The sequence below is a fragment of the Sphingopyxis sp. genome, assembly GCF_965279755.1.
In the GTDB taxonomy this organism is placed as follows: domain Bacteria; phylum Pseudomonadota; class Alphaproteobacteria; order Sphingomonadales; family Sphingomonadaceae; genus Sphingopyxis.
This window is the reverse complement of the sequence record NZ_OZ257261.1, coordinates 658599-680465: the sequence shown is the minus strand read 5'-3', so window position 1 is coordinate 680465 and position 21867 is coordinate 658599. Positions and strand designations below refer to the sequence as shown.

Genomic DNA, 21867 nt, shown 5'->3' with positions numbered 1-21867 from the left:
AGGGCGCGACAGAGCGCACCATCCGTGCGACAAGCTACTCCGCCGCGACGACCTCGACCTCTTCCTCGTTCAGGGAATGCGTCAGGCGGCTCAGCATTTCTTTCGGGCAAATCTGCCAGAAACGACCCTGCCAGCGATCCCAGTCGGCAAGGATTTCGGCCGACCATTTGCTGCCGGTTGCCGCCGCATGTTCGGCGACCAGATCGCGCAGTACGCCTTCCCAATGGCTGCTCGCGATGCGCTGCCAGACGATCGATTCATCGTTCGCGCGGCGTTCGAAGCTGTCGTCGGTGTCGAGCACGAACGCCATGCCACCCGTCATCCCCGCGCCGAAGTTCGACCCGACCGGACCCAAGATAACCGCAGTGCCGCCAGTCATATATTCGAGGCCGTTGGCCCCGCAGCCTTCGACGACGACCTTGGCGCCCGAGTTGCGGACCGCGAAGCGCTCGCCCGCCTGACCGGCGGCGAGCAGGGTGCCCGATGTCGCGCCATAGAGGACGGTGTTGCCGACGATGCTGTTATGCTGGCTGACCAGCGGGCTCGACACGGTGGGCCGCACGATGATGCGGCCGCCCGACAGGCCCTTGCCGACATAGTCGTTCGCGTCGCCGAACACTTCGAGCGTGATGCCGCTGCACAGGAAGGCACCGAGCGACTGGCCGGCGGTCCCGCGCAGACGTACCTGCACATGGTCGTCGGCGAGGCCCTTCATGCCGAAGCGCGCGGTGACCTCGGCCGACAGGCGGGTGCCGACGGCGCGGTGCGTGTTGCGGACATTATAGGTCAGCTGCATCCGCTCGCCGCGCTCGAACAGCGGCTTCGCATCGTTCAGGATCTGCGCGTCGAGGCTGTCGGGCACCGGATTTCGGAAGCTTGGCCCCTGCGATCGGCGCTGATCGTCGGGCGCGTCGACCTTGGCGAGGATCGGGTTCAGATCGAGGTCGTCGAGATGTTCGGCGCCGCGGCTGACCTGACGGAGCAGTTCGGTGCGGCCGATGACTTCGTCGAGGCTGCGGCAGCCGAGCTTCGCCAGAATTTCACGCACTTCCTCGGCGATGAAGGTCATCAGATTGATGACCTTCTCCGGGCTGCCGGTGAATTTCTGACGCAGCTTTTCATCCTGCGTGCAGACGCCGACGGGGCAGGTGTTGCTGTGGCACTGGCGCACCATGATGCAGCCCATGGCGACGAGGCTGAGCGTCCCGATGCCATATTCCTCGGCCCCGAGAATAGCGGCGATCACGATATCGCGCCCGGTCTTGAGCCCGCCGTCGGTGCGCAGGCGGATGCGGTGGCGAAGCCCGTTGAGGGTCAGCACCTGATTGACTTCGGACAGGCCCATTTCCCACGGCGTGCCGGCATATTTGATGCTGGTTTGCGGGCTTGCACCGGTGCCGCCGGTGTTGCCCGAGACGAGGATGACGTCCGCATGGGCTTTTGCGACGCCCGCCGCGACGGTGCCGATGCCCGCCGAGCTGACGAGCTTCACACAGACGCGCGCCTTCGGATTGATCTGCTTCAAGTCGTAGATGAGCTGTGCCAGATCCTCGATCGAATAGATGTCGTGATGCGGCGGGGGCGAGATGAGCATCACGCCCGGCGTCGAGTGCCGCAGCCGCGCGATGAACTCGGTGACCTTGAAGCCCGGAAGCTGACCGCCCTCGCCGGGCTTGGCGCCCTGCGCGACCTTGATCTCGATCTCGTCGCACGCGCCGAGATATTCGGCGGTGACGCCGAAGCGGCCCGACGCGACCTGCTTGATATTGCTGTTGGCGTTGTCGCCATTGGCATAGGGCTGGTAGCGTTCGCTGGCTTCGCCGCCTTCGCCCGACACCGCCTTGGCGCCGATGCGGTTCATCGCGATCGCGAGCGTTTCATGCGCTTCGGGCGACAGCGCACCGAGCGACATGCCGGGGGTGACGAAGCGCTTGCGGATCTCGGTGATCGCCTCGACGCTGTCGAGCGCGACGCCCTGCGCCGGAAAGTTGAACTCCATCAGGTCGCGCAGATAGACGGGCGGCAGGTCGGCGACGCCGCGCGCGAACTGGAGGTAGGTCGAATAGCTGTCGGTGGCGACCGACGTTTGCAGCAGGTGCATCAGCTGCGCCGAATAGGCGTGCGCCTCGCCGCCCGCGCGGTGGCGATAGAAGCCGCCGATGGGGAGCGTCGTCACGCGCTGATCGAACGCTGCTTCATGTTTCTCGGTCGCGTTGATGAAGAGCGATTGATAGCCCTCGCCCGAGATTTTCGCGGGCATGCCAGGGAACAGGTCGTTGACGAGCGCGCGGCTCAGGCCGACAGCCTCGAAATTATAGCCGCCGCGATAGGAGGAGATCACCGCGATCCCCATCTTCGCCATGATCTTTAGCAGCCCGTCGTCGATCGCCTTGCGGAAGCGCTTGTGGCAATCGGCGAGCGCCAGTTCGCCGCCGAACAGGCCGCGCGTCCAGCGATCTGCGATCGCAGCTTCTGCGAGATAGGCGTGGACGGTCGTCGCGCCGACGCCGACCAGCACAGCGAAAGCATGGGTGTCGAGCACCTCGGCCGAGCGGACGTTGATCGAGGCGTAGCTGCGCAGCCCCTTGCGCACGAGATGTGTGTGAACTGCGGCGGCAGCGAGAACCATCGCCACTCCGACGCGGCCTTCACCGATATTCTGGTCGGACAGGAACAGCTCGCTGCGCCCGGCCCGCACAGCTTCCTCGGCCTCGCGGCGGATGCGCGCGATTGCCTCGCGCAGCGTCGCAGCGTTGCCCCCCGCGGCGAAGGTGCAATCGATGTCGGCGACGGCATCGCCGAAATAGGCGCGCAGCCGATCCCAGTCGTCGCCAACGAGCACCGGGGAGTCGATCACGAGGACGTGGGCACTCTGGCCCTTTTCGTCGAGGATGTTCGCGAGGTTCGAGAAGCGCGTCTTCAGGCTCATCACATGCCGTTCGCGCAGGCTGTCGATCGGCGGGTTGGTGACCTGGCTGAAATTCTGGCGGAAGAATTGCGCGACATGGCGCGGCTTGTCGGAAATGACCGCGAGGGGCGTGTCGTCGCCCATCGATCCGATCGCTTCCTTCGCATCCTCGACCATCGGGCTGAGGATCAGCTCCATGTCTTCCATCGTCAGACCCGCGGCGACCTGACGGCGGAGCAATTCGGTGCGGTCCCATTGCGGCAACGTCGCCTTTCCGCCCTTGGGCAGGTCGGCCATCGTGCGGAAGCCCTTCACGCGCGCCCCATAGTCGTGCGCGTCGGCGATCTTGTCCTTGATCGCGCGGTCTTCGTAGAGCGTGCCGTCGTCGAGATCGACCGCGATCATCTGGCCGGGGCCAAGGCGGCCCTTCTTGCGGATGCTTGCTTCCGGCAACAGCACCATGCCGCTTTCGGAGCCGACGACGAGCAGGTTGTCGGCAGTGAGCGTATAGCGCAGCGGGCGGAGCGCGTTGCGGTCCATGCCCGCGACCGCCCAGCGGCCGTCGGTCATCGCGAGTGCGGCGGGGCCGTCCCACGGCTCCATGACACTGGCGAGATAATTATACATTGCCTTGTGCGCCTCGGGCATGTCTTCGTCGGTTGCCCAAGCCTCGGGGACCAGAATCAGCTTTGCGGTCGGCGCATCGCGGCCGGCGCGGCAGAGCGTCTCGAACACCGCGTCGAGAGCGGCGGTGTCCGACGCGCCCGCCGGGATCACCGGCTTTATGTCTTCCGAATGCTCGCCGAAGGCGAGGCTCGCCATCTTGATCTCGTGGCTCTTCATCCAGTTCTTGTTGCCGCGGATCGTGTTGATCTCGCCATTGTGGGCGAGGGTACGGAACGGCTGGGCGAGCCACCATTGCGGGAAGGTGTTCGTCGAATAGCGCTGATGGAAGATCGCGACGCGGCTTTCGAACAGCTTGTTCGTGAGGTCGGGGAAGAAGTCCGCGAGGCTCTCGGCGAGGAACAGGCCCTTGTAAACGATCGAACGCGCCGACAGACTGCAGACATAGAAGTCGGCAATCTGCGCCGCGATCACCTTTTTCTCGATGCGGCGGCGGGTGAGATAGAGCTGCTTTTCGAACTCGGCGATCGATTGCTCGTCGGGCAGGGGCCCTGCGATCATGATCTGCTCGATCTCGGGACGCGTCCGCTGCGCCTTGTCGCCGATCACCGACACATCGACCGGCACCTGGCGCCAGCCATAGATGGTAAAGCCCGCGTCGATGATCTCGGCCTCGACGATCGTGCGGCAGTGCTCCTGCGCGTCGAGATCGGTGCGCGGCAGGAAGACCATACCGACGGCGAGGCGGTTCGGGCGCACCTTGTGGCCCGATGCGGCGATCGCGTCGTCGAAGAAGCGGACCGGCAGGTCGACATGGATCCCGGCACCGTCCCCGGTCTTGCCGTCGGCGTCGACCGCGCCGCGGTGCCAGACGGCCCGAAGCGCCTCGATCGCCGCCTCGACAACACGGCGCGACGGCTTGCCGTCGGTCGCCGCGACCATGCCGACGCCGCAGGCATCGGATTCAAGGTCGGGGCGATACATGCCTTCGGCTTCGAGCCGCGCGTGATCGGGGGTAGGATAATGGGTCATGTCGATGTTCCTGCCGGCCTCAGCCGCTTCTATTTTGACGTCTTCTTCTTGCGGACCTTGGCGACCACCTCTTCCTGCGCGTCGTAGGCCGCAGCCGAGGCGGCGCTGGCCGCTTCCTCGAGCTGCTCGACACGGGTGCGATCGGCATCCGACCAGGTGTCGCGGTCGTAGGCGGGGTCGTCGATCGCGGCCTCGGCGGCGACCGCTGCGTCCGCCACGGCATCGGTGGCGGCGTCGGCGCTCCAGTCGTCGCCGGCGGCATCGACCGCTTCGGTCGCATCATCGGTCGAGTTCCACTGGTCGCGCTGCTCTTTCAGCTCCTTGACGCTGACCTTCATCAGCTTCGCGAGCTTGGCGAGTTCGGCGTCGGAAAGGTCGGCGAGCTGCCTCTCCTTCGGCAGGTCTTTCAGCTTGCCCTCGATCTCCGGCCCGCGGTCCATGAACTTCTCGATCAGCGGCGGCACGCCCTTGACGATCGCCAGCATCACTTCGGGATCGGCCTGCAGCGCCATCCACTCGCTTGTATAGGCCTTGCCCGACGGGGTCGCGAAAAAGGCGTTCATGTCGCCGAGCTGCTGGGCATTGAACTTGCGGGCGTAGGCATAGGCCATGCCGTTGCGCATCGGACCCTCCAGGTCGCCTAGCACTTCTTCGATCAGCGGCTTGACGACGTTGGTGATCTGCTCTTCGCGCTCCTTGCGATGCGGGTCGAACAGGTCGGCGATCGCCACCTTGCTCTTCTCGTCCAGCGCCGCGATCTTCTCGCTTTCGACCCCGGTCTTGATCGACAGCATCAGGTCCGACATGCCGCCGAACTCGCCCATGAAGCCCTTGAAGAGCTTGCCGTACATATTGTCGATCATCTTCGCGAGGCTGCCCGGCGGAACAAGCGCGGTCGTCGTCGTCTGGGCCAGCGCCAGCTGCGCGGGCGGCACGGCGGGCAGCTTGTCGACGCCGAAAATCCTTTCCATCATCTTGATGGCTTCGTCGATTTCCTTCTGCATCTTGGCCTTGGCGTCGGCCATCGCGGCCTTGCTCGTGGCCTCGCTTTGATCGCTCTCCTCATCGGCCGGTGCGACGACCTCGGCCAGCGGCGCTTCCTTGCCAGGCGCGGCGAGCGCGTGGGCGGGCGCGAAGGCCATGGCACCGGCGATCAGTACGGATTTCCAGGTCGACATGATCAATTTTCCTTCCCTGTTGGTCATGCGGCCTTCTTTTCGCTTTCCGCCTTCACTTTCAACCACTTTGCCATCTGATCGCTGACATCGCGGCCATCGCGGATGCCCCAGACCACCAGGCTGGCGCCGCGGACGATGTCGCCCGCGGCGAAAACGCCGGGCAGGCTGGTCATCATCGTCTGGTGATCGACGCGGAGCGTGCCCCAGCGCGTGACCGACAGATCGGGCGATCCGAACAGGTGCGGCAGTTCCTCGGGGTCGAAGCCCAGCGCCTTGATAACCATGTCGGCGGGGAGGTCGAACTGGCGGCCCGGATCTGGCTCGGGGCTGCGGCGGCCGCTCGCGTCGGGGGCGCCTAGGCGCATGCCCGCGACCGCGACCTGCTTCACATGCTTGTCGGCGGTGAAGCTGTCGGGCGCCGACAGCCAGACGAACTCGACACCTTCTTCCTCAGCATTGGCGACCTCGCGCTGCGACCCCGGCATATTTTCGCGGTCGCGGCGATAGAGACACTTCACCGACTTCGCGCCCTGACGCACCGCGGTACGGACGCAGTCCATCGCCGTATCGCCGCCGCCGATCACGACGACATGCTTATCCTTGGCATCGAGACGGCCGTCCTCGAATTCGGCGACGGTGTCGCCAAAGCTCTTGCGGTTCGAGGCGATCAGATAGTCGAGCGCCGCGATCACGCCGGCGGCGTCGTTGCCGGGCACGTTGATCTCGCGCGCCTTGTAGACGCCGGTCGCAACGAGGATCGCGTCATGTTTCGCGCGGAGCTGATCGAGCGTTGCATCCTCGCCGACCGCGAAGCCGAGGTGGAAGTGGATGCCGCCCTGTTCGAGCCGCTCGACGCGCCGCATCACGACGTCCTTCTCGAGCTTGAAGCCCGGAATGCCATAGGTGAGGAGGCCGCCCGCACGATCGTGCCGGTCATAGACATGCACTTCATGCCCCAGCACACGCAGATATTCGGCGGCGGTCAGGCCGGCGGGACCAGCGCCGATGATGCCAACCGACTGGCCGGTGGGCTTGCCGGCGTGAAGCGGCTCGACCCAGCCCTCGGCCCAGGCGGTGTCGGTGATATATTTCTCGACGCTGCCGATCGTCACCGCGCCGTGGCCCGAAAATTCGATCACGCAATTGCCTTCGCACAGGCGGTCCTGCGGGCAGATGCGGCCGCAGATCTCGGGCATGGTCGAGGTCGCGTTGCTGAGCTCATAGGCCTCTCGCAGGCGCCCCTCGGCGGTCAGACGCAGCCAGTCGGGGATATGATTGTGCAGCGGGCAGTGCACCGAACAATAGGGCACGCCGCACTGCGAACAGCGTGCCGCCTGTGAGTCGGCGTCGGGCGCGGCATAGCGCTCGGCAATCTCGTGAAAGTCGCGCGCGCGTTCCTCGGCCGAACGCTTGTCCGGATAGGATTGTTCACGCTCCACAAACTGGAGCATGCGATCGGAAGCCATGCAGTATCCCCTTCGTTGCGGGGCGAATGGCATGGCGCCAGACGGCCTGTCACGAAGGAATCTTGACTTATGGCAGCAATACTGACCCTAATTTTGGACTATTTTGGTAAAGATTGTCACGCGCGCAACTATCTTTCGCAATTGGTATCAATTCGGTCCTATCTCGCGGCAAGCCAAGCCAGTGCCGCCACGCCCGCAATGATTCGGTACCAGGCAAAGGGCGCGAAGCCATATCGTGTCACCACGGCGAGGAACGCCTTGATGACGGCCCAGGCGACGACGAACGAAACGAGCGCGCCCATCGCGATCAGACCGAGGTCGTTGCTGGTGATCGCGTCGCGATGCTTGGCGAGCTGCAGCACCGTCGCGCCGGTCAGCGTTGGCAGCGCGAGGAAGAAGCTGAACTCGGCGGCGGTCTTGCGATCGATGCCGAGCGACATCGCGCCCATGATCGTCGCGCCCGAGCGGCTGACGCCAGGGATCATCGCGATGCACTGTACAAGGCCGACGATGATCGACTGACGGGTCGACAGATTCGCGACGCCGCCGCTGTCCTTTGGCTTGGCAAAGCGTTCGACCAGCAGGATGCCGATGCCGCCGAGGATCAGCGCCCAGGCAACGACGACGGCATTTTCAAGCAATGCCTCGATATAGTCGCCGAAAGCGAGGCCGAGCACGACCGCGGGGATGAAGGCAAGCAGCAGGTTGCGCACGAACGCGATGGCGACGGGGTCGCGCTGGAAAAAGCCGGTGAACATGTCCCAGAACAGCTTCCGGTAGAGCACGACAATCGCAAGGATGGCACCGGGCTGGATCGCGATGTTGAAGATCGCCCATTTCGACGCATCATAGCCGAGCAATTCGGTCGCGAGGATCAGGTGGCCCGTCGAAGAAACGGGAAGAAATTCGGTCAATCCCTCGACGATGCCGAGGATGATCGCGGTCAGCCAGATGCTCATGGGGTTCCAGTATCAAGGTTGCGGTTAAGCCAAAGGGCGCCCGACCTGTGCCGGACGCCCCTGTCCTTGATCAGACCTACGCAGCGCCGGCAGATTTTTCCAGCGGCGATTTGATCGGTGTCAGGCGGTCTGGGCGAAGCGGCCGTGGCGGCGATACTGGACCAGCCAGCCGTCGGCGACCGAGCCGAGCGAGGTCGCGGCGACGCCGAGCTGGCCGAGGTCCGCGGCACCATCGGCAACGACATTGTCACGCTGGAGCATCAGCCACTGATCTTTCGTGATCGGCGCGCCGGGGGCCCAGCCGAGACCGGTTGCGAGGGCGCCCGACACGACGTCGGGCACTTCGACGAACAGGCGCTTCCGCCCGGTGGCGTCGGCAATTCCCTGCTGAAGTTCGGCCATCGTCAGGACCTCGGGCCCGCCGAGCTCGAACGTCTTGCCCGCGGCGCCGTCGCCGAGCGCCGCGACGACGGCATCGGCGACATCGCCTACATAGACCGGCTGGAATTTTGCCTTGGGTGCGATGATCGGAATGACGGGCGCGAAGCGGATCAGCGCCGCGAAACGGTTGATGAAATTGTCCTCGCGACCGAAGATGATCGACGGGCGAAGGATGGTGGCGCCTGGAAACGTCGCGCGTACCGCGGCCTCGCCAGCACCCTTGCTGCGGCCATAGGTTGACGGGCTTTCGGTATCAGCGCCGATCGCCGAGACATGGACGAGCGCGCGAACACTCGCCGCTTTCGCTGCGGCCGCGACATGGCCCGCTCCGTCGGCCTGGACCGCCTTCATATCGTCGAAGCTGCCGACAAGGTTGATCACCGCATCGCTGCCTTGGACCGCGCGCGCCACGCTCGCGGGGTCGCGGACGTCGGCGGCGACGAACTGCGTCTGGCCGAGGCCGCCGAGCGGTTTCAGGAACACGGCCTTGCGCGGTTCGCGTTCGGCGACGCGGACACGCGCGCCCAGTGCGAGCAAGCGCTGCACGACATAGCGGCCCAGAAAGCCGCCGCCGCCCAGCACGGTAATCAATTGTCCGTCGAGCTTTTTCATGATGTCCGCCTGTATCCGATTCTCTGAGGCGCGCACCGCGGCGCGATATGGCTTCCCCATGCCGCGAAGCGCTCCACGGGGCAAGGGGGAGGGCGTTCGTATCGACGCGAAACCGCGCTCCGGGTAATAAAATAGCGCCGCGTGCGGCAGCGCAGTTGACAAGCCGACCGCCGCGCCGCTAAGCGCCCGCTCCTACCCCGTGCCCAGATGGCGGAATTGGTAGACGCACCAGCTTCAGGTGCTGGCGATCGCAAGGTCGTGGAGGTTCGAGTCCTCTTCTGGGCACCATTCACTCCTCTCGTGACATCCGAGAGTCGTGAAAAAATGGCAGAAATCTGGCATATTCTTCGCGGCTCTGCCCAGAACGGGAATGGCCTGCGTTCATTCCTCCTGTCACCCGACAATGGTCTGTCGGGTATCAGAAAGTGCGCTCGAACTGGCCTGCTGACGTATGTTAGCAATTTGCGAGGCCGCCATCGCGGCAAGCGGCATGTTCTCGGCACGCATTCTTGGGGTGGAGCGCACCGACCGCGGCCCAGAAACTGTCGGGCGACAGCGTGCCGCGAATTCGTTTGAGCGACGTTGCCTTCGTGGATGTGATCGCCCGTTGATGCGCGCGAGCGCGGCATTTTTCTCCAGAGGTGTTCGGGCGGAGCCGCGTAGAAATTTCCGAATGCATTCTGCCACCGCTGCGGCGCGCGCCGAACCGGCGCCGGGCCGCGCCGGAATGCGAATTTTCGCAAAATCATATGCAAATACTACGCGAGCGGAGATTTCCGTCTCTCGAATTCAAACGCGCGCCTGTCCTAGTTGATGGTCCGCAGACGACTCATGCCACCTTTTGTGGCGGGCGCCTTGCCGGAGCAAAACCATGCAGGATCTTCTCTGGATCGGCATCATCCTCGCCCTCCTGGCCGCAAGCCTTGGCTATGCGCGCCTTTGCGACGACGCGTGAGGGGATAGCGACCATGACACTCGACCTTTGGCTTGCGGGCGCCACCGCGCTCGGCCTTCTCGTCTATCTCGTCGCCGTGCTTGCACGGCCCGAGCGCTTCTAAGGGAGGCGGCCATGACCTTTCAGGGATGGTTACTCATCATCGCGTTCGTCGCAATCCTGCTCGTGCTGACCAAGCCGGTGGGGCAATGGCTGTTCGCGCTCTATGAAGGCCGCCGTACGCCGCTGCACCGCATCCTCGGCCCGGTCGAGACGGGTTTCTATCGTTTGTCTGGCATCGACCCGAGCGAAGAACAGAGTTGGCGCCGCTATGCGGTCCACATGCTCATTTTCAACGTTGTGCTGCTGCTCTTCACCTATGGCGTGCTGCGCCTGCAGGGCGTGCTGCCGCTCAACCCGCTTGGCTTTGACGGCACCAGCGCCGATCTCGCGTTCAATACCGCAGTCAGCTTCACCACCAACACCAACTGGCAGAGCTATGGCGGCGAATCGACGATGTCGAACCTCAGCCAGATGCTCGGCCTGACGATCCACAATTTCCTCTCGGCGGCGACGGGCATCGCGCTCGCTTTTGCCCTGTTCCGCGGTTTCGCGCGGCGCGAGATGAAGACGATCGGCAATTTCTGGGCCGACATGACGCGCGTCACCCTCTATCTGCTGCTGCCGGTCTGCATCGGCTATGCGATTTTCCTGATCGCAAGCGGGGTTCCGCAGACGCTCGCCGGCTCGGTCGACGTGACGACGCTCGAAGGCGTCAAGCAGACGCTCGCGCTCGGCCCGGTCGCGTCGCAGGAAGCGATCAAGATGCTCGGCACCAACGGTGGCGGCTTCTTCAACGCCAACTCGGCGCATCCGTTCGAGAATCCGACCGCGCTGACCAACCTGGTCCAGATGCTGTCGATCTTCGTCATCGGCTTCGGCCTGACCTGGACTTTCGGCAAGGCTGTCGGCAACACGCGCCAGGGCTGGGCGATCCTCGCCGCGATGGTGACGATCTTCCTTGCCGGGGTGACGATCACCTATTGGCAGGAAGCCGCGGGCAATCCGGTCCTCCACCAGCTTGGCGCCATGGGCGGCAATATGGAGGGCAAGGAAGTCCGCTTCGGCATCCCCGCTTCGGCGCTTTTTTCGGTCGTCACCACGGCGGCCTCGTGCGGCGCGGTCAATGCGATGCACGACAGCTTCACTGCGCTCGGCGGCATGATCCCGCTGCTCAACATCCAGCTCGGCGAAGTCGTCGTCGGCGGCGTTGGCGCTGGCATATACGGCTTCCTGCTCTTCGCCGTCCTCGCGGTGTTCGTCGCCGGGCTGATGGTCGGACGCACGCCCGAATATGTCGGCAAGAAGATCGAGGCGCGCGAGGTCAAGCTTGCGGTGCTGGCGATTGCGGTGCTGCCGCTGATGATCCTCGGGCTGACCGCCATCGCTTCGGTGACTCAAGCCGGGCTCGCGGGGCCGCTCAACAAGGGACCGCACGGCTTCTCCGAGATCCTCTACGCCTTTACCAGCGCGGTCGGGAACAACGGGTCGGCCTTTGCGGGCCTCACCGCCAACACGCCCTTCTATAACGGGCTGCTGGGCGTCGCGATGTGGATCGGCCGCTTCTTCATCATCGTGCCCATGCTGGCGATCGCGGGCGGGCTTGCAGCGAAGAAATATACGCCGGCGACCGCAGGCAGCTTCCCGACCACCGGGCTGCTGTGGACGGGCCTTCTGATCGGCATCGTGCTGATCGTCGGCGGCCTGACCTTCCTGCCCAGCCTCGCGCTCGGTCCGATCGCCGATCATCTCGCGATGATCAACGGCCAGCTCTTCTAAGGAATTACGACAATGGCTCGGTCCGAAACCAAGTCTCTCTTCACGGCCGACCTGATCGCTCCGGCGATTGGTGACGCCTTCCGCAAGCTCAACCCGAAGGAACTGATCCGCAATCCGGTGATGTTCACAACCGCTGTGGTTGCGGCGCTGCTGACGGTGCTGCTCGTTGTCGGGCACGATGGCCTTGCGACGGGCTTCAAGCTCCAGCTTGTCATCTGGCTGTGGCTCACCGTGCTCTTCGGCACCTTCGCCGAGGCGCTCGCCGAAGGGCGCGGCAAGGCGCAGGCCGCCTCGCTGCGCGCGACCAAGGCCGACCTGATCGCGAAGCGCGTGACGGGCGGCAAGGCAGTCGAAAGCGTACCCGCCAGCGCGCTGCGGGTCGGCGATATTGTTCTCGTCGAGACAGGCGATCTCATCCCGTCGGACGGCGAGGTTGTTGCGGGCGTGGCGTCGGTCAATGAAGCGGCGATCACCGGCGAAAGTGCGCCGGTGATCCGCGAGGCAGGCGGCGACCGTTCGGCCGTGACTGCGGGCACGCGCGTCATCTCCGACGAGATCCGCGTCCAGGTGACGGTCAATCCGGGGCAGGGCTTCCTCGACCGGATGATTGCGCTGGTCGAGGGCGCCGAGCGGCAGAAGACGCCGAACGAGATTGCGCTGACGCTGCTACTCGTCGGGTTGACAATCATCTTCCTGATCGCGGTCGGCACGATCCCGGGCTTCGCATCCTATGCGGGTGGCAGCATCCCCGTCGCGATCCTCGCGGCACTGCTGATCACGCTCATCCCAACGACGATCGCGGCGCTGCTTTCGGCGATCGGCATTGCCGGCATGGATCGCCTCGTGCGTTTCAATGTGCTCGCCAAGTCGGGCCGGGCGGTCGAGGCGGCGGGCGACATCGATGTCCTGCTGCTCGACAAGACCGGCACGATCACCGTCGGCGACCGGCAGGCGACCGAGTTCCGCCCGGTTGGCGGCCAGTCGATGTCCGTGCTTTCGGAGGCAGCGCTGCTCGCCAGCCTCGCCGACGAAACCCCCGAGGGCCGCTCGATTGTCGCGCTCGCGCGCGAGAAATTCGGCCAGACGGCGGCGACGCTCCCCGCAGGTGCCGAAGTCATCCCCTTCACGGCGCAGACGCGCATTTCAGGGGTCAATATCGCGGGTAGCGTGATCCAGAAGGGTGCCGTGGATTCGGTCCTGAAAGCCAATCCCGGCGCAGGCGCGACCGCCGCCGCAACCGAACTCCGCCGCATCACCGACGAGATCGCGCGCGCAGGCGGAACACCGCTTGCCGTGGCGAAGGACGGCCAGCTTCTCGGCGCGATCTTCCTCAAGGATATCGTCAAGGCGGGCATCCGGGAACGCTTTGGCGAACTGCGCGCGATGGGCATCCGCACGGTCATGATCACCGGCGACAACCCGCTCACCGCCGCCGCGATCGCCGCCGAGGCGGGGGTCGACGATTTCCTCGCGCAGGCGACGCCCGAGGACAAGCTCCAGCTGATCCGCAAGGAACAGCAGGGCGGGCGCCTCGTCGCGATGTGCGGCGACGGCACCAACGACGCCCCTGCATTGGCGCAGGCCGACGTCGGGGTTGCGATGAACACCGGCACGCAGGCGGCGCGCGAGGCGGGCAATATGGTGGACCTCGACAGCGACCCGACCAAGCTGATCGAGGTCGTTGGGCTCGGCAAGCAACTCCTGATGACGCGCGGGGCGCTGACGACCTTTTCGGTCGCCAACGATGTCGCCAAATATTTCGCGATCATCCCCGCGATGTTCATCGTGCTGTATCCCGGCCTCGGCGTGCTCAATGTCATGGGGCTGACCAGCCCCGAGAGCGCGATCCTGTCGGCGATCATCTTCAACGCGCTGATCATCCCGCTGCTCGTGCCGCTCGCCCTGAAGGGCGTCACGTACAAGCCGATGGGGGCGGGGCCGCTGCTCGCGCGCAACCTTGCCGTCTATGGCCTTGGCGGTCTGGTGGCACCTTTTGTCGGCATCAAGCTGATCGACCTCGCCGTCGGCGGCCTGGGTCTCGTCTGAGGAAATGACAATGAACAAGGATTTCATCACCTCGCTGCGTCCGGCGCTTGTCATGACGCTGCTCTTCGCACTGCTCCTCGGGCTCGCTTACCCGCTGGCGCTGACCGGCATCGGGCAGGCGCTGTTCCCAAGCCAGGCGAACGGCAGCCTCGTCGAAGAGAATGGCAAGGTCATCGGTTCGACCGTCGTTGGCCAGGCCTTCACGTCGGATCGCTATTTCAACACGCGCCCGTCGGCGGCGGGCAAGGGCTATGACGGGCTCGCCTCGTCGGGCTCGAATCTCGGGCCGACCTCGCAGGCGCTCGCCGACCGCGTCAAGGGCGACGTCGCAAAGTTTTCCGAAACGGCGCCAGGGGCTAACGTCCCGCCTGACCTGGTGACGACCTCCGCCTCGGGGCTCGATCCCCATATCAGCCCCGAGGCGGCTTTTTATCAGGTCGATCGGATCGCAAAGGCGCGCGGGCTTGATCCGGCTGCGGTCCGCGGGCTCGTCGAGCAGAGCGTCGAAGGCCGGATTCTGGGCTTCCTTGGCGAGCCGCGTGTCAATGTGTTCAAGCTCAATCGACGGCTCGATACTTTTGGGGCTAAACCCGCCGCGTGACAGGAAACGACCGACCATCACCCGAGGCCTTTCTGCGTCAGGCGGCGCAGGAAGGCCGCGGCCGTCTGAAAGTCTTCCTCGGCGCGGCGCCCGGCGTCGGCAAGACATGGGAGATGCTGACCGACGGCCGCCACCGGCGTGAGGCCGGGGTCGATGTGGTTGTGGGCGTGGTCGAAACGCACGGCCGGCGCGAGACCGAGGCGCTTGTCCATGGGCACGAGATCGTCGCGCGGCGTCAGGTCGAGCATCAAGGCCACAGCCTCGGCGAGATGGACATCGACGCGATCCTCGAACGGCGGCCGCAGCTGGTGCTCGTCGACGAACTGGCGCACACCAATGCGCCGGGCAGCCGCCATCCCAAACGCTATCAGGACGTCGAGGAACTGCTCGATGCCGGGATCGACGTCTATTCGACGATCAATATCCAGCATGTCGAAAGCCTCAACGACGTCGTTGCTTCCTTCACACGTGTTCGCGTGCGCGAGACGGTACCCGACTCAATCCTCGAAAATGCCGAGATCGAGGTCGTCGATATTCCACCCGACGAACTGATCGAACGGCTTCGCGACGGGAAAGTCTATATTCCGCAGGAAGCGTCACGGGCACTGACGCACTTCTTCTCGAAATCGAACCTCACTGCACTCCGCGAACTGGCGCTGCGCCGCGCGGCGCAGGCGGTCGATGCGCAGATGCTAGAACATGTGCGCAGTCATGCCCTCGCGGGCAGCTTTGCGGTGGGCGAACGGATTGTCGTCGCGGTGAGCGAGCTCCCGGTTGCCGCCGAGCTTGTCCGTGCGGGCAAACGGCTCGCCGACGCGCTGAAGGCGCCTTGGACCGCGGTCTATATCGAAACGCGGCGCAGCCGGGCGATGACCGACGACGACCGCCGCCAGCTCGCCGACACGCTCGCACTCGCCTCGCGGCTTGGCGCATCGACGGCGACCGTGCCTGCGGCGAGCGTCGTCGAGGGGCTGTGCAGCTTTGCGCGTGACGCGCGCGCGACGCAGATCGTGATCGGCAAGTCGGCGCGTCCCTGGTGGTTCGAGCTGCGCCACGGCTCGGTCGTCGACCAGCTCGTGCGGACAATCGACGATGTTGCGGTCCATGTCCTGCCGGGCGAGTCCCAAGGAAGGGCGGGCGCGCGACCGGCGCTTGCGGTGCCGGGGCGCTGGGGCAAGCCGTCGCACTATATCGGGTCGCTCGCGATGGTCGCCTTGATGACCGCGCTCGGGCGCCTGCTGATCGAAGTCATCGACCTCGGCAATATTTCGCTGCTCTATCTCGTCCCCGTGATGTTCGCTGCGGCGACTTTCGGCTTGCGCGCCGGCCTGTTTGCCGGGCTCGCATCAAGCCTCGCCTATAACTTCTTCTTCCTGCCGCCGACCGGAACGCTGACCGTCAGCAATCCCGAAAATGTCGTCAGCATCCTCGTGTTGCTCGGCGTCGCTGTGGTCACCAGCCAGTTCGCTGCGCGCGTGCGCGCCCAAGCCGATCTGGCTCAATCGAGCGCGCGTCAGAATGCCGCGCTCGCCAGCTTCTCGCGGCAACTGACCGTCGCGCCCGATCAGGACACATTGATGCAGGCAATTTGCGCCGAGGTTGGCCGTCTGCTCGATGTCCGTACGGTACTGCTGCTTCCGTCCGCCGACGGTCCAATGCTACGTGCGGCCGTGCCGCCCGAGGACCGGCTCGAGCAGATCGAGCGAGCCGCTGCGCAATGGGCGATGGATAATGACCAGCCCGCGGGGCGGGGATCCTCGACGCTGACCGCCTCCGACTGGCTGTTCCATCCGCTGCGTACGACGCGTGGCGTGCTGGCTGTCCTCGGACTGACGCGCGATGATGCGCGCGAGCCTGTACGCTCGGACCAGGTGCCGCTCTTGATGAGTCTGCTCGATCAGGCGTCGATCGCGCTCGACCGGATGGAACTTGAAGAAGCTGCGCTGCGCTCGCGGCAAATCGACGAACGCGACCGGTTGCGTTCGGCGCTTCTGTCGTCGGTCAGTCACGACCTGCGCACGCCGCTCACGACGATCCTCTCGGCCGCGCAGGAATTGCAACGTCATCCCTCGCCCGAACTCGCCGAGACGATCGAGGCCGAAGCGAAGCGGCTCAATCGCTTCGTCTCCAATCTGCTCGACATGGCGCGCGTCGAGGCGGGTGCGCTGCCGATGAAGGTCGAGGCGACCGACCTCTTCGATGCCGCCGCGAGCGCCGCCCACGACACGCGCGGCTCGCTTGCGGGGCACGAGGTCAAGGTCGAGATCCCGTCGAACATTCCGCTCGTCCGTGTCGATCCGGTGCTCCTCCACCATTGCCTGATCAACCTTCTCGACAATGCCGGACGCTATGCCGACCCCGATACACCGATCATAATCAGGGCCGAGCGCGCCGCCGATGCGATCACATTGTCGGTCATCGACCAGGGACCGGGGATAGCTGCGGGTAACGAGAAACGCGTGTTCGACACCTTCACGCGGCTTGAGGGAAGCGACCGCGTCAAGCATGGCACCGGTCTTGGCCTCGCGATCGTCAAGGGGTTCGCCGAGGCGATGGGGCTTTCGGTCGAGGCCGGCAACAATGCGGAGCCGCACGGCGCCCGCTTCACCATCCGTATCCCCGATCCGCTGATCATCCTGCATCCAGGCGACAAGGAATAGCCATGAAAGTGCGTCACAAGGTCCTGATCGTCGATGACGAGCTCCACATCCGGCGGCTTATCCACGCTGCATTGGTGCGGAACGACTATGCGATCGTCGAGGCGGAGAATGCCCGCGAGGCGGTGGAGCAGCTTCGCGCCGAGCGGCCCGACATCGTCTTGCTCGATCTCGGGCTTCCCGACCGCGACGGGCTCGAACTGGTGCCGCTGTTCAAGCAGCAGTCCGACACCACCCTGATCGTCGTGTCGGCGCGCGATGCGATCGACCAGAAGGTCGCGGCGCTCGATCTCGGCGCCGACGATTATCTGACCAAGCCCTTCGACACCGACGAGTTGCTGGCGCGGGTGCGGGTTGCGCTCCGCAATCGGCTCACGCGTGACGGGGGCACGCTCACCCTGACCGTCGACGATGTGACCATCGATCTCGTGGCGCGCGCAGTCACCAAGGCGGGCAGGGATGTGCATCTGACGCCGAAGGAATATGCGGTCCTTGCCCAGCTGGCGCGGCACCCGGGGCGGGTCATCACGCACAACCAGATCATGGCCGAGGTCTGGCCGCACGAACATGAGCATCATGTCGAATATCTGCGGGTGCTCGTTCGCACCTTGCGGCAGAAGCTCGAAACCGAACCGCAACAGCCTCGGATCATCTGCAACGAACTCGGCATCGGCTATCGCCTGCGCCAGAGCGGCGATGCGCAGGCGGAGCCGTCAACCCAACCCGGTTAATCGCCTTTGCGCCGTGCAGAAGGTGCAATATTCCTTGCGATTCTATGCGATTCATACGCGAAACGGGAGCGCTCGCTCTCGAATTGAAATGCCGCCTTGCCCTAATGGTGGCGGATGATCACCAAAGAACCCGAGCGGGCCTCCGAGGCGTCGCGCCCGATACATGACCGCATCGTGGACTGGCTGGGCGCGCAGGGCGCGCTCAGCCTGACTATCTACATGTGCGGTATCGTCGCGCTTGTCGCCTATATCGCCGACGTGGCTGGATAGGGGTCAGATTTCGACCTGCGAACCCAGCTCGACGACCCGGTTGCTCGGCAGCTTGAAGAATTCCATCGGGCTCTCCGCATTGCGAACCATCCAGGCGAAAAGATGTTCGCGCCAGATCGCCATGCCCGGACGACTCGAGGCGATCAGTGTCTGCCGGCTGAGGAAATAGCTTGTGTCGTGGCTCGTCACCGGCCCGCCCGCTCCATCGACGCCCTTCATCGCCGCTGGAATATCGACTTCCTCCATGAAGCCGTGCCGGAGCCGGACGCGATAGAAACCTTCGCCGCAGTCGGTCACCTCGACCCGTTTGTCGGGATCGAGATGCGGGACACTTTCGGTGACAACGGTCAGGATGATGACGCGTTGGTGCAGGACCTTGTTGTGCTTTACATTGTGGAGGAGCGAAGGCGGCACGCCTTCGGACGTCGACGAGAGGAAGATCGCCGTTCCCGGTACGCGCTTTACCGAATGCGCCGTCGACTTGACGAACAGATCCATGTCCATCGCTCCGAGCTGGAGATAGCGCCGCATGATCTTGCGCCCGGTCGACCAGGTCGTGAGCAGGACGAAGGCCGTCGCCGCAACGACGAGGGGGAACCAGCCGCCATCAGGGATCTTGGTGATATTGGACGCGAAATAGGCTCCGTCGATAAGGAGGAAGGTGCCCGTGACCCCGCCCGCGAGCAGTGGATGCCAGCGCCAGACCTTGAAGGTCAGGATACCCAGCATGCAGGCGGTCAGAACCATCGTGCCCGTGACCGCAATGCCATAGGCCGCGGCGAGATTGCTGGAACTGCGAAAGCCGAGAACAAGCAGGATCACGAGGGCAAGCAGCGTCCAGTTGACGAAAGGAACATAGACCTGACCGACGGCTGACGCGCTGGTATGCAGGATCCGCAATCGCGGAAGAAAGCCCAGCTGCACGGCCTGCCGCGTCACCGAAAAGGCACCCGAGATCACCGCCTGGCTTGCGATGATGGTCGCGAGCGTCGCGAGGATCACGAGCGGCAGGCGCGCCCATTCAGGCGCTAGCAGGAAGAAGGGATTGGAGGCCGCTGCCGGACTGTCGAGAAGCAACGCGCCCTGTCCCATATAGTTGAGCATCAGGCAGGGGAGCGCGGCATAGAGCCAGGCGATGCTGATGGCCTTGCGCCCGAAATGGCCCATGTCGGCATAGAGCGCTTCCGCCCCCGTTACCGCGAGCACGACCGACCCGAGTGCGAGAAAGGCGAGCCAGGGATCGAGCGCGAAGAAGCGCACCGCCCACAGCGGGTTGACGATCGCGACGATCTCGGGATTGCGGACGATATTGGCGATCCCGAGCACGGCTAAAGTGATGAAATAGATCGCCATCACCGGGCCGAAGAGGGCGCCGACCTTGTGCGTTCCGTGACGCTGGATCAGGAACAGCCCGACAAGGATGATGATGGCGATCGGCATGACATATTGGCCGAGCGACGCTTCCACCACCGTCAGGCCTTCGACCGCGGATAGTACCGAAATGGCCGGCGTGATGATTGCGTCGCCATAGAAGAGCGCGGTCGCGAGCACGCCGAGCATGGCGATCGCAGGCGTCCAGCGCGATTCGCCCAGACTTCGCGCGATGAGCGCGAGCAGCGCCATGCTCCCGCCCTCGCCGTCATTGTCGGCGCGCATGACGATAAAAACATATTTGGCCGTGACGATCAGCATCATCGTCCAGAAGATCAGTGAGAGTACCCCGAAGATGTGAGTGGAATCGACCGTCAGCGGGTGATGGCCTACAAAACTCTCCTTGAGCGCGTAGAGCGGTGAGGTTCCGATATCGCCGAAAACGACCCCGAGCGCACCGAGCGCCAGCGTCGATAGACGGGACGAATGCGCGCCCTTCGATGAATCTGGTCTTGCGTCTGCGGTCATTCGTCGCCCCTGTTTTGCTTTCATGCAGCAATGCCATGGAGCGGCATTTTAACTCCATATGGGAAACGGGGCATTCGCATAGGAACGGCATATGATTTTGGTCGATTTCCGCGCCGATGCCGCCGATCATATGGAATCTCAACGCTTCTCGTGCGTTCCCGATCTCGAATTCCTACGCGGCTATGCGTAATTGAACGGCCTCCCGATGGAGGTTCCGATGAGAAAATGGCATGAAGGCCTTGCTGCTAATCTGGGGCTGCGCGCCGGAGGCGTCGCGCTTCTCGTGGCCGCTTGGCTGCTCGCCGTCAGGCTCCACCACCTCGCCCACGGTACGTCGGCGCGTGATGCGACTTCGCTGATGCTGCTCCTTTCGGCGATCCTGTTCCTTTGCTTGAGTGCGGGCAGCGCCCTTCTGTTCGTGGGACCCGGACTTTGGGAGACCGTCGAGGTGTCGAGGCGTTGGCAGCGCTTGCCTGCGACCGATTTCGAAGCCCTCGGGGCGCTCGACTAGCGACCGCTCGCTGCGCGGTGCACCGCTGCTGCGAAGCGTAATGAAAACACTATGCTGCCGGCCATCTGCCGCTCTCGATTTCCCATGCGGTGCCGATCTAGGTGGGCTGCCTCGCTAGCTCTCGCCACCTGTAGTGGCGGTAACATGGCACTCGACCGCATCGGCGGCTACAAGCTGCCGGTCGCTAAAAAAGCGACGCCCGATGTCGGTCTCGTCTGCCACATGTATCCGGGCGGTGCCGACGGACAGTTCGGCTGCTCGGCGTCAATGTCCGGCACCAACGCAAGCTGAAGGGCATTACCCAGGAGCAGCTAGCGGCGGCGGCGGATATGGAACGCAGCTATATCAGCGACCTTGAAAGAGGTACGCGGAATCCGTCTGTCGCTGCGTTGGGTATCCGGCTTAATGAGGTATAGCGTGGGTCGAGCCGATTTCCTTGCCCAAAGTGCCCCAAGCTGGACCCAAATCGGTTCCCTGCTGAAAGGCGCTTCCGCCGGATGTGTCGGGCTTCCCTTGTAGAAGGGATGGTGCCGCTTACAGGACTCGAACCTGTGACCCCATCATTACGAATGATGTGCTCTACCAACTGAGCTAAAGCGGCAACGAGGGGCGCCACTAGCAGCGCCGCCGTGCGATGACAAGCATCGTCGCACATTGTTTGCGACGGGGTTGGTAGCCGCTCCTAGAGCAGCTCGAACACGTCGTAGCGCACCGCGCCGCCGACGCTGGCGCCAAGGCCGACTGTGACGATGTCGTTGAGCCAGAGATAGCGCTCGTCGCCCGTCTCGAACATCGGCGTGGTGCGGAAATAGACCTCGGCCTTTTCTTCCGGCGTCTGCGGCCCTCCCTTGCGCGCGTGCTTGTGGGCCGCGGACAGCGGGCGCAGCACGCCGCGATAGGAGACATAGATCAACGCGCCGTCGTGCGTTTCCATCGTGATGCGTGCGTCGAGCCGCAAAGTGTCCCGGTCGTCTATCGTCGCCCAGTCGCCGCCGCTGGGCATCACGCGGCCGCGCAGGCGTTCACCCTCGACCTCGCCGCCGGTCAGCGCTGCGATCATCCGGCGCCCGAAATGCGCCTTGCCGATCTGTTGCTGCGGTTCGGTGAAGCTGGCCCGGTAGGAGCAGAGATAGCGGAAACGCGGTTCGTCCATCGATCA

Annotated in this window: 17 protein-coding genes and 2 tRNA genes; 11 read left to right on the top strand and 8 right to left on the bottom strand. The window is 64.4% G+C overall.

Translation table 11 applies throughout. The features are described from left to right. Window positions 1-34 precede the first annotated feature (34 nt). From gltB to ACQY80_RS03170, 5 genes are all read right to left on the bottom strand, one after another. Complete coding sequence (gene gltB / locus ACQY80_RS03190; protein WP_428683578.1) at window positions 35-4564, bottom strand: glutamate synthase large subunit; 4530 nt, start codon at window positions 4562-4564, stop codon at window positions 35-37. Window positions 4565-4593: 29 nt separating this feature from the next. Next, window positions 4594-5769: a DUF2059 domain-containing protein gene (locus tag ACQY80_RS03185; RefSeq protein ID WP_428683576.1), complete on the bottom strand. Its 1176-nt coding sequence runs from the start codon at window positions 5767-5769 to the stop codon at window positions 4594-4596. After that, window positions 5766-7208, bottom strand: a complete 1443-nt coding sequence (locus tag ACQY80_RS03180) for an NAD(P)-dependent oxidoreductase (RefSeq protein ID WP_428683574.1) — start codon at window positions 7206-7208, stop codon at window positions 5766-5768. The genes ACQY80_RS03185 and ACQY80_RS03180 overlap by 4 nt, the downstream gene beginning before the upstream one ends. Window positions 7209-7366: 158 nt before the next feature. Beyond that, on the bottom strand, window positions 7367-8167 hold the full coding sequence (locus ACQY80_RS03175; RefSeq protein WP_428683572.1) for an undecaprenyl-diphosphate phosphatase: 801 nt from the start codon (window positions 8165-8167) through the stop codon (window positions 7367-7369). Window positions 8168-8287: 120 nt separating this feature from the next. Beyond that, a complete protein-coding gene (locus tag ACQY80_RS03170) occupies window positions 8288-9220 on the bottom strand; it encodes a complex I NDUFA9 subunit family protein (RefSeq protein WP_428683570.1) in 933 nt (310 codons plus the stop codon). 201 nt (window positions 9221-9421) lie between these two features. Here ACQY80_RS03170 and ACQY80_RS03165 point away from each other — a divergent pair. From ACQY80_RS03165 to ACQY80_RS03130, 8 genes are all read left to right on the top strand, one after another. Next, window positions 9422-9508: transfer RNA gene (locus ACQY80_RS03165), tRNA-Leu, on the top strand. Between the two features lie 680 nt (window positions 9509-10188). Next, window positions 10189-10278 carry a K(+)-transporting ATPase subunit F gene (gene kdpF / locus ACQY80_RS03160; RefSeq protein ID WP_325028485.1) on the top strand — a complete coding sequence of 30 codons (90 nt, stop codon included), beginning with the start codon at window positions 10189-10191 and terminating at the stop codon, window positions 10276-10278. A gap of 11 nt (window positions 10279-10289) precedes the next feature. Further along, window positions 10290-11993, top strand: a complete 1704-nt coding sequence (gene kdpA / locus ACQY80_RS03155; RefSeq protein ID WP_428683567.1) for a potassium-transporting ATPase subunit KdpA — start codon at window positions 10290-10292, stop codon at window positions 11991-11993. A gap of 12 nt (window positions 11994-12005) precedes the next feature. Further along, window positions 12006-14039: a potassium-transporting ATPase subunit KdpB gene (kdpB, locus tag ACQY80_RS03150; RefSeq protein WP_428683565.1), complete on the top strand. Its 2034-nt coding sequence runs from the start codon at window positions 12006-12008 to the stop codon at window positions 14037-14039. 10 nt (window positions 14040-14049) lie between these two features. After that, on the top strand, window positions 14050-14640 hold the full coding sequence (gene kdpC, locus ACQY80_RS03145) for a potassium-transporting ATPase subunit KdpC (RefSeq protein ID WP_428683563.1): 591 nt from the start codon (window positions 14050-14052) through the stop codon (window positions 14638-14640). Next, the gene (locus tag ACQY80_RS03140; RefSeq protein WP_428683561.1) at window positions 14637-17300 is read left to right on the top strand and encodes a DUF4118 domain-containing protein; all 2664 of its coding nucleotides are present in this window, start codon (window positions 14637-14639) and stop codon (window positions 17298-17300) included. The genes kdpC and ACQY80_RS03140 overlap by 4 nt, the downstream gene beginning before the upstream one ends. A gap of 2 nt (window positions 17301-17302) precedes the next feature. Then, window positions 17303-18028, top strand: coding sequence for a response regulator (locus ACQY80_RS03135; protein ID WP_428683559.1), 726 nt, complete (start codon window positions 17303-17305; stop codon window positions 18026-18028). A 114-nt stretch (window positions 18029-18142) separates the two neighbouring features. Next, window positions 18143-18298 (top strand): hypothetical protein, encoded by a 156-nt coding sequence (locus ACQY80_RS03130; protein ID WP_428683557.1) that lies wholly within the window; start codon window positions 18143-18145, stop codon window positions 18296-18298. Between the two features lie 3 nt (window positions 18299-18301). Here ACQY80_RS03130 and ACQY80_RS03125 read toward each other — a convergent pair whose 3' ends face one another. Continuing rightward, on the bottom strand, window positions 18302-20197 hold the full coding sequence (locus ACQY80_RS03125; RefSeq protein ID WP_428683555.1) for a potassium transporter Kup: 1896 nt from the start codon (window positions 20195-20197) through the stop codon (window positions 18302-18304). A gap of 217 nt (window positions 20198-20414) precedes the next feature. Here ACQY80_RS03125 and ACQY80_RS03120 point away from each other — a divergent pair, with 217 nt between their 5' ends. From ACQY80_RS03120 to ACQY80_RS03110, 3 genes are all read left to right on the top strand, one after another. Next, entirely contained in the window at window positions 20415-20708 is a 294-nt protein-coding gene (locus tag ACQY80_RS03120) for a hypothetical protein (RefSeq protein WP_428683553.1), read from the top strand. A gap of 144 nt (window positions 20709-20852) precedes the next feature. Then, window positions 20853-20999, top strand: coding sequence for a hypothetical protein (locus ACQY80_RS03115; protein ID WP_428683551.1), 147 nt, complete (start codon window positions 20853-20855; stop codon window positions 20997-20999). Next, entirely contained in the window at window positions 20963-21124 is a 162-nt protein-coding gene (locus tag ACQY80_RS03110) for a helix-turn-helix domain-containing protein (RefSeq protein WP_428685726.1), read from the top strand. Before ACQY80_RS03115 ends, ACQY80_RS03110 begins: the two co-directional genes overlap by 37 nt. 109 nt (window positions 21125-21233) lie before the next feature. On the opposite strand, the gene ACQY80_RS03105 is transcribed toward ACQY80_RS03110, so the two are convergent. Continuing rightward, window positions 21234-21309: transfer RNA gene (locus ACQY80_RS03105), tRNA-Thr, on the bottom strand. Window positions 21310-21390: 81 nt separating this feature from the next. Continuing rightward, on the bottom strand, window positions 21391-21861 hold the full coding sequence (locus ACQY80_RS03100) for a DUF3237 domain-containing protein (RefSeq protein WP_428683549.1): 471 nt from the start codon (window positions 21859-21861) through the stop codon (window positions 21391-21393). Window positions 21862-21867 lie beyond the last annotated feature (6 nt).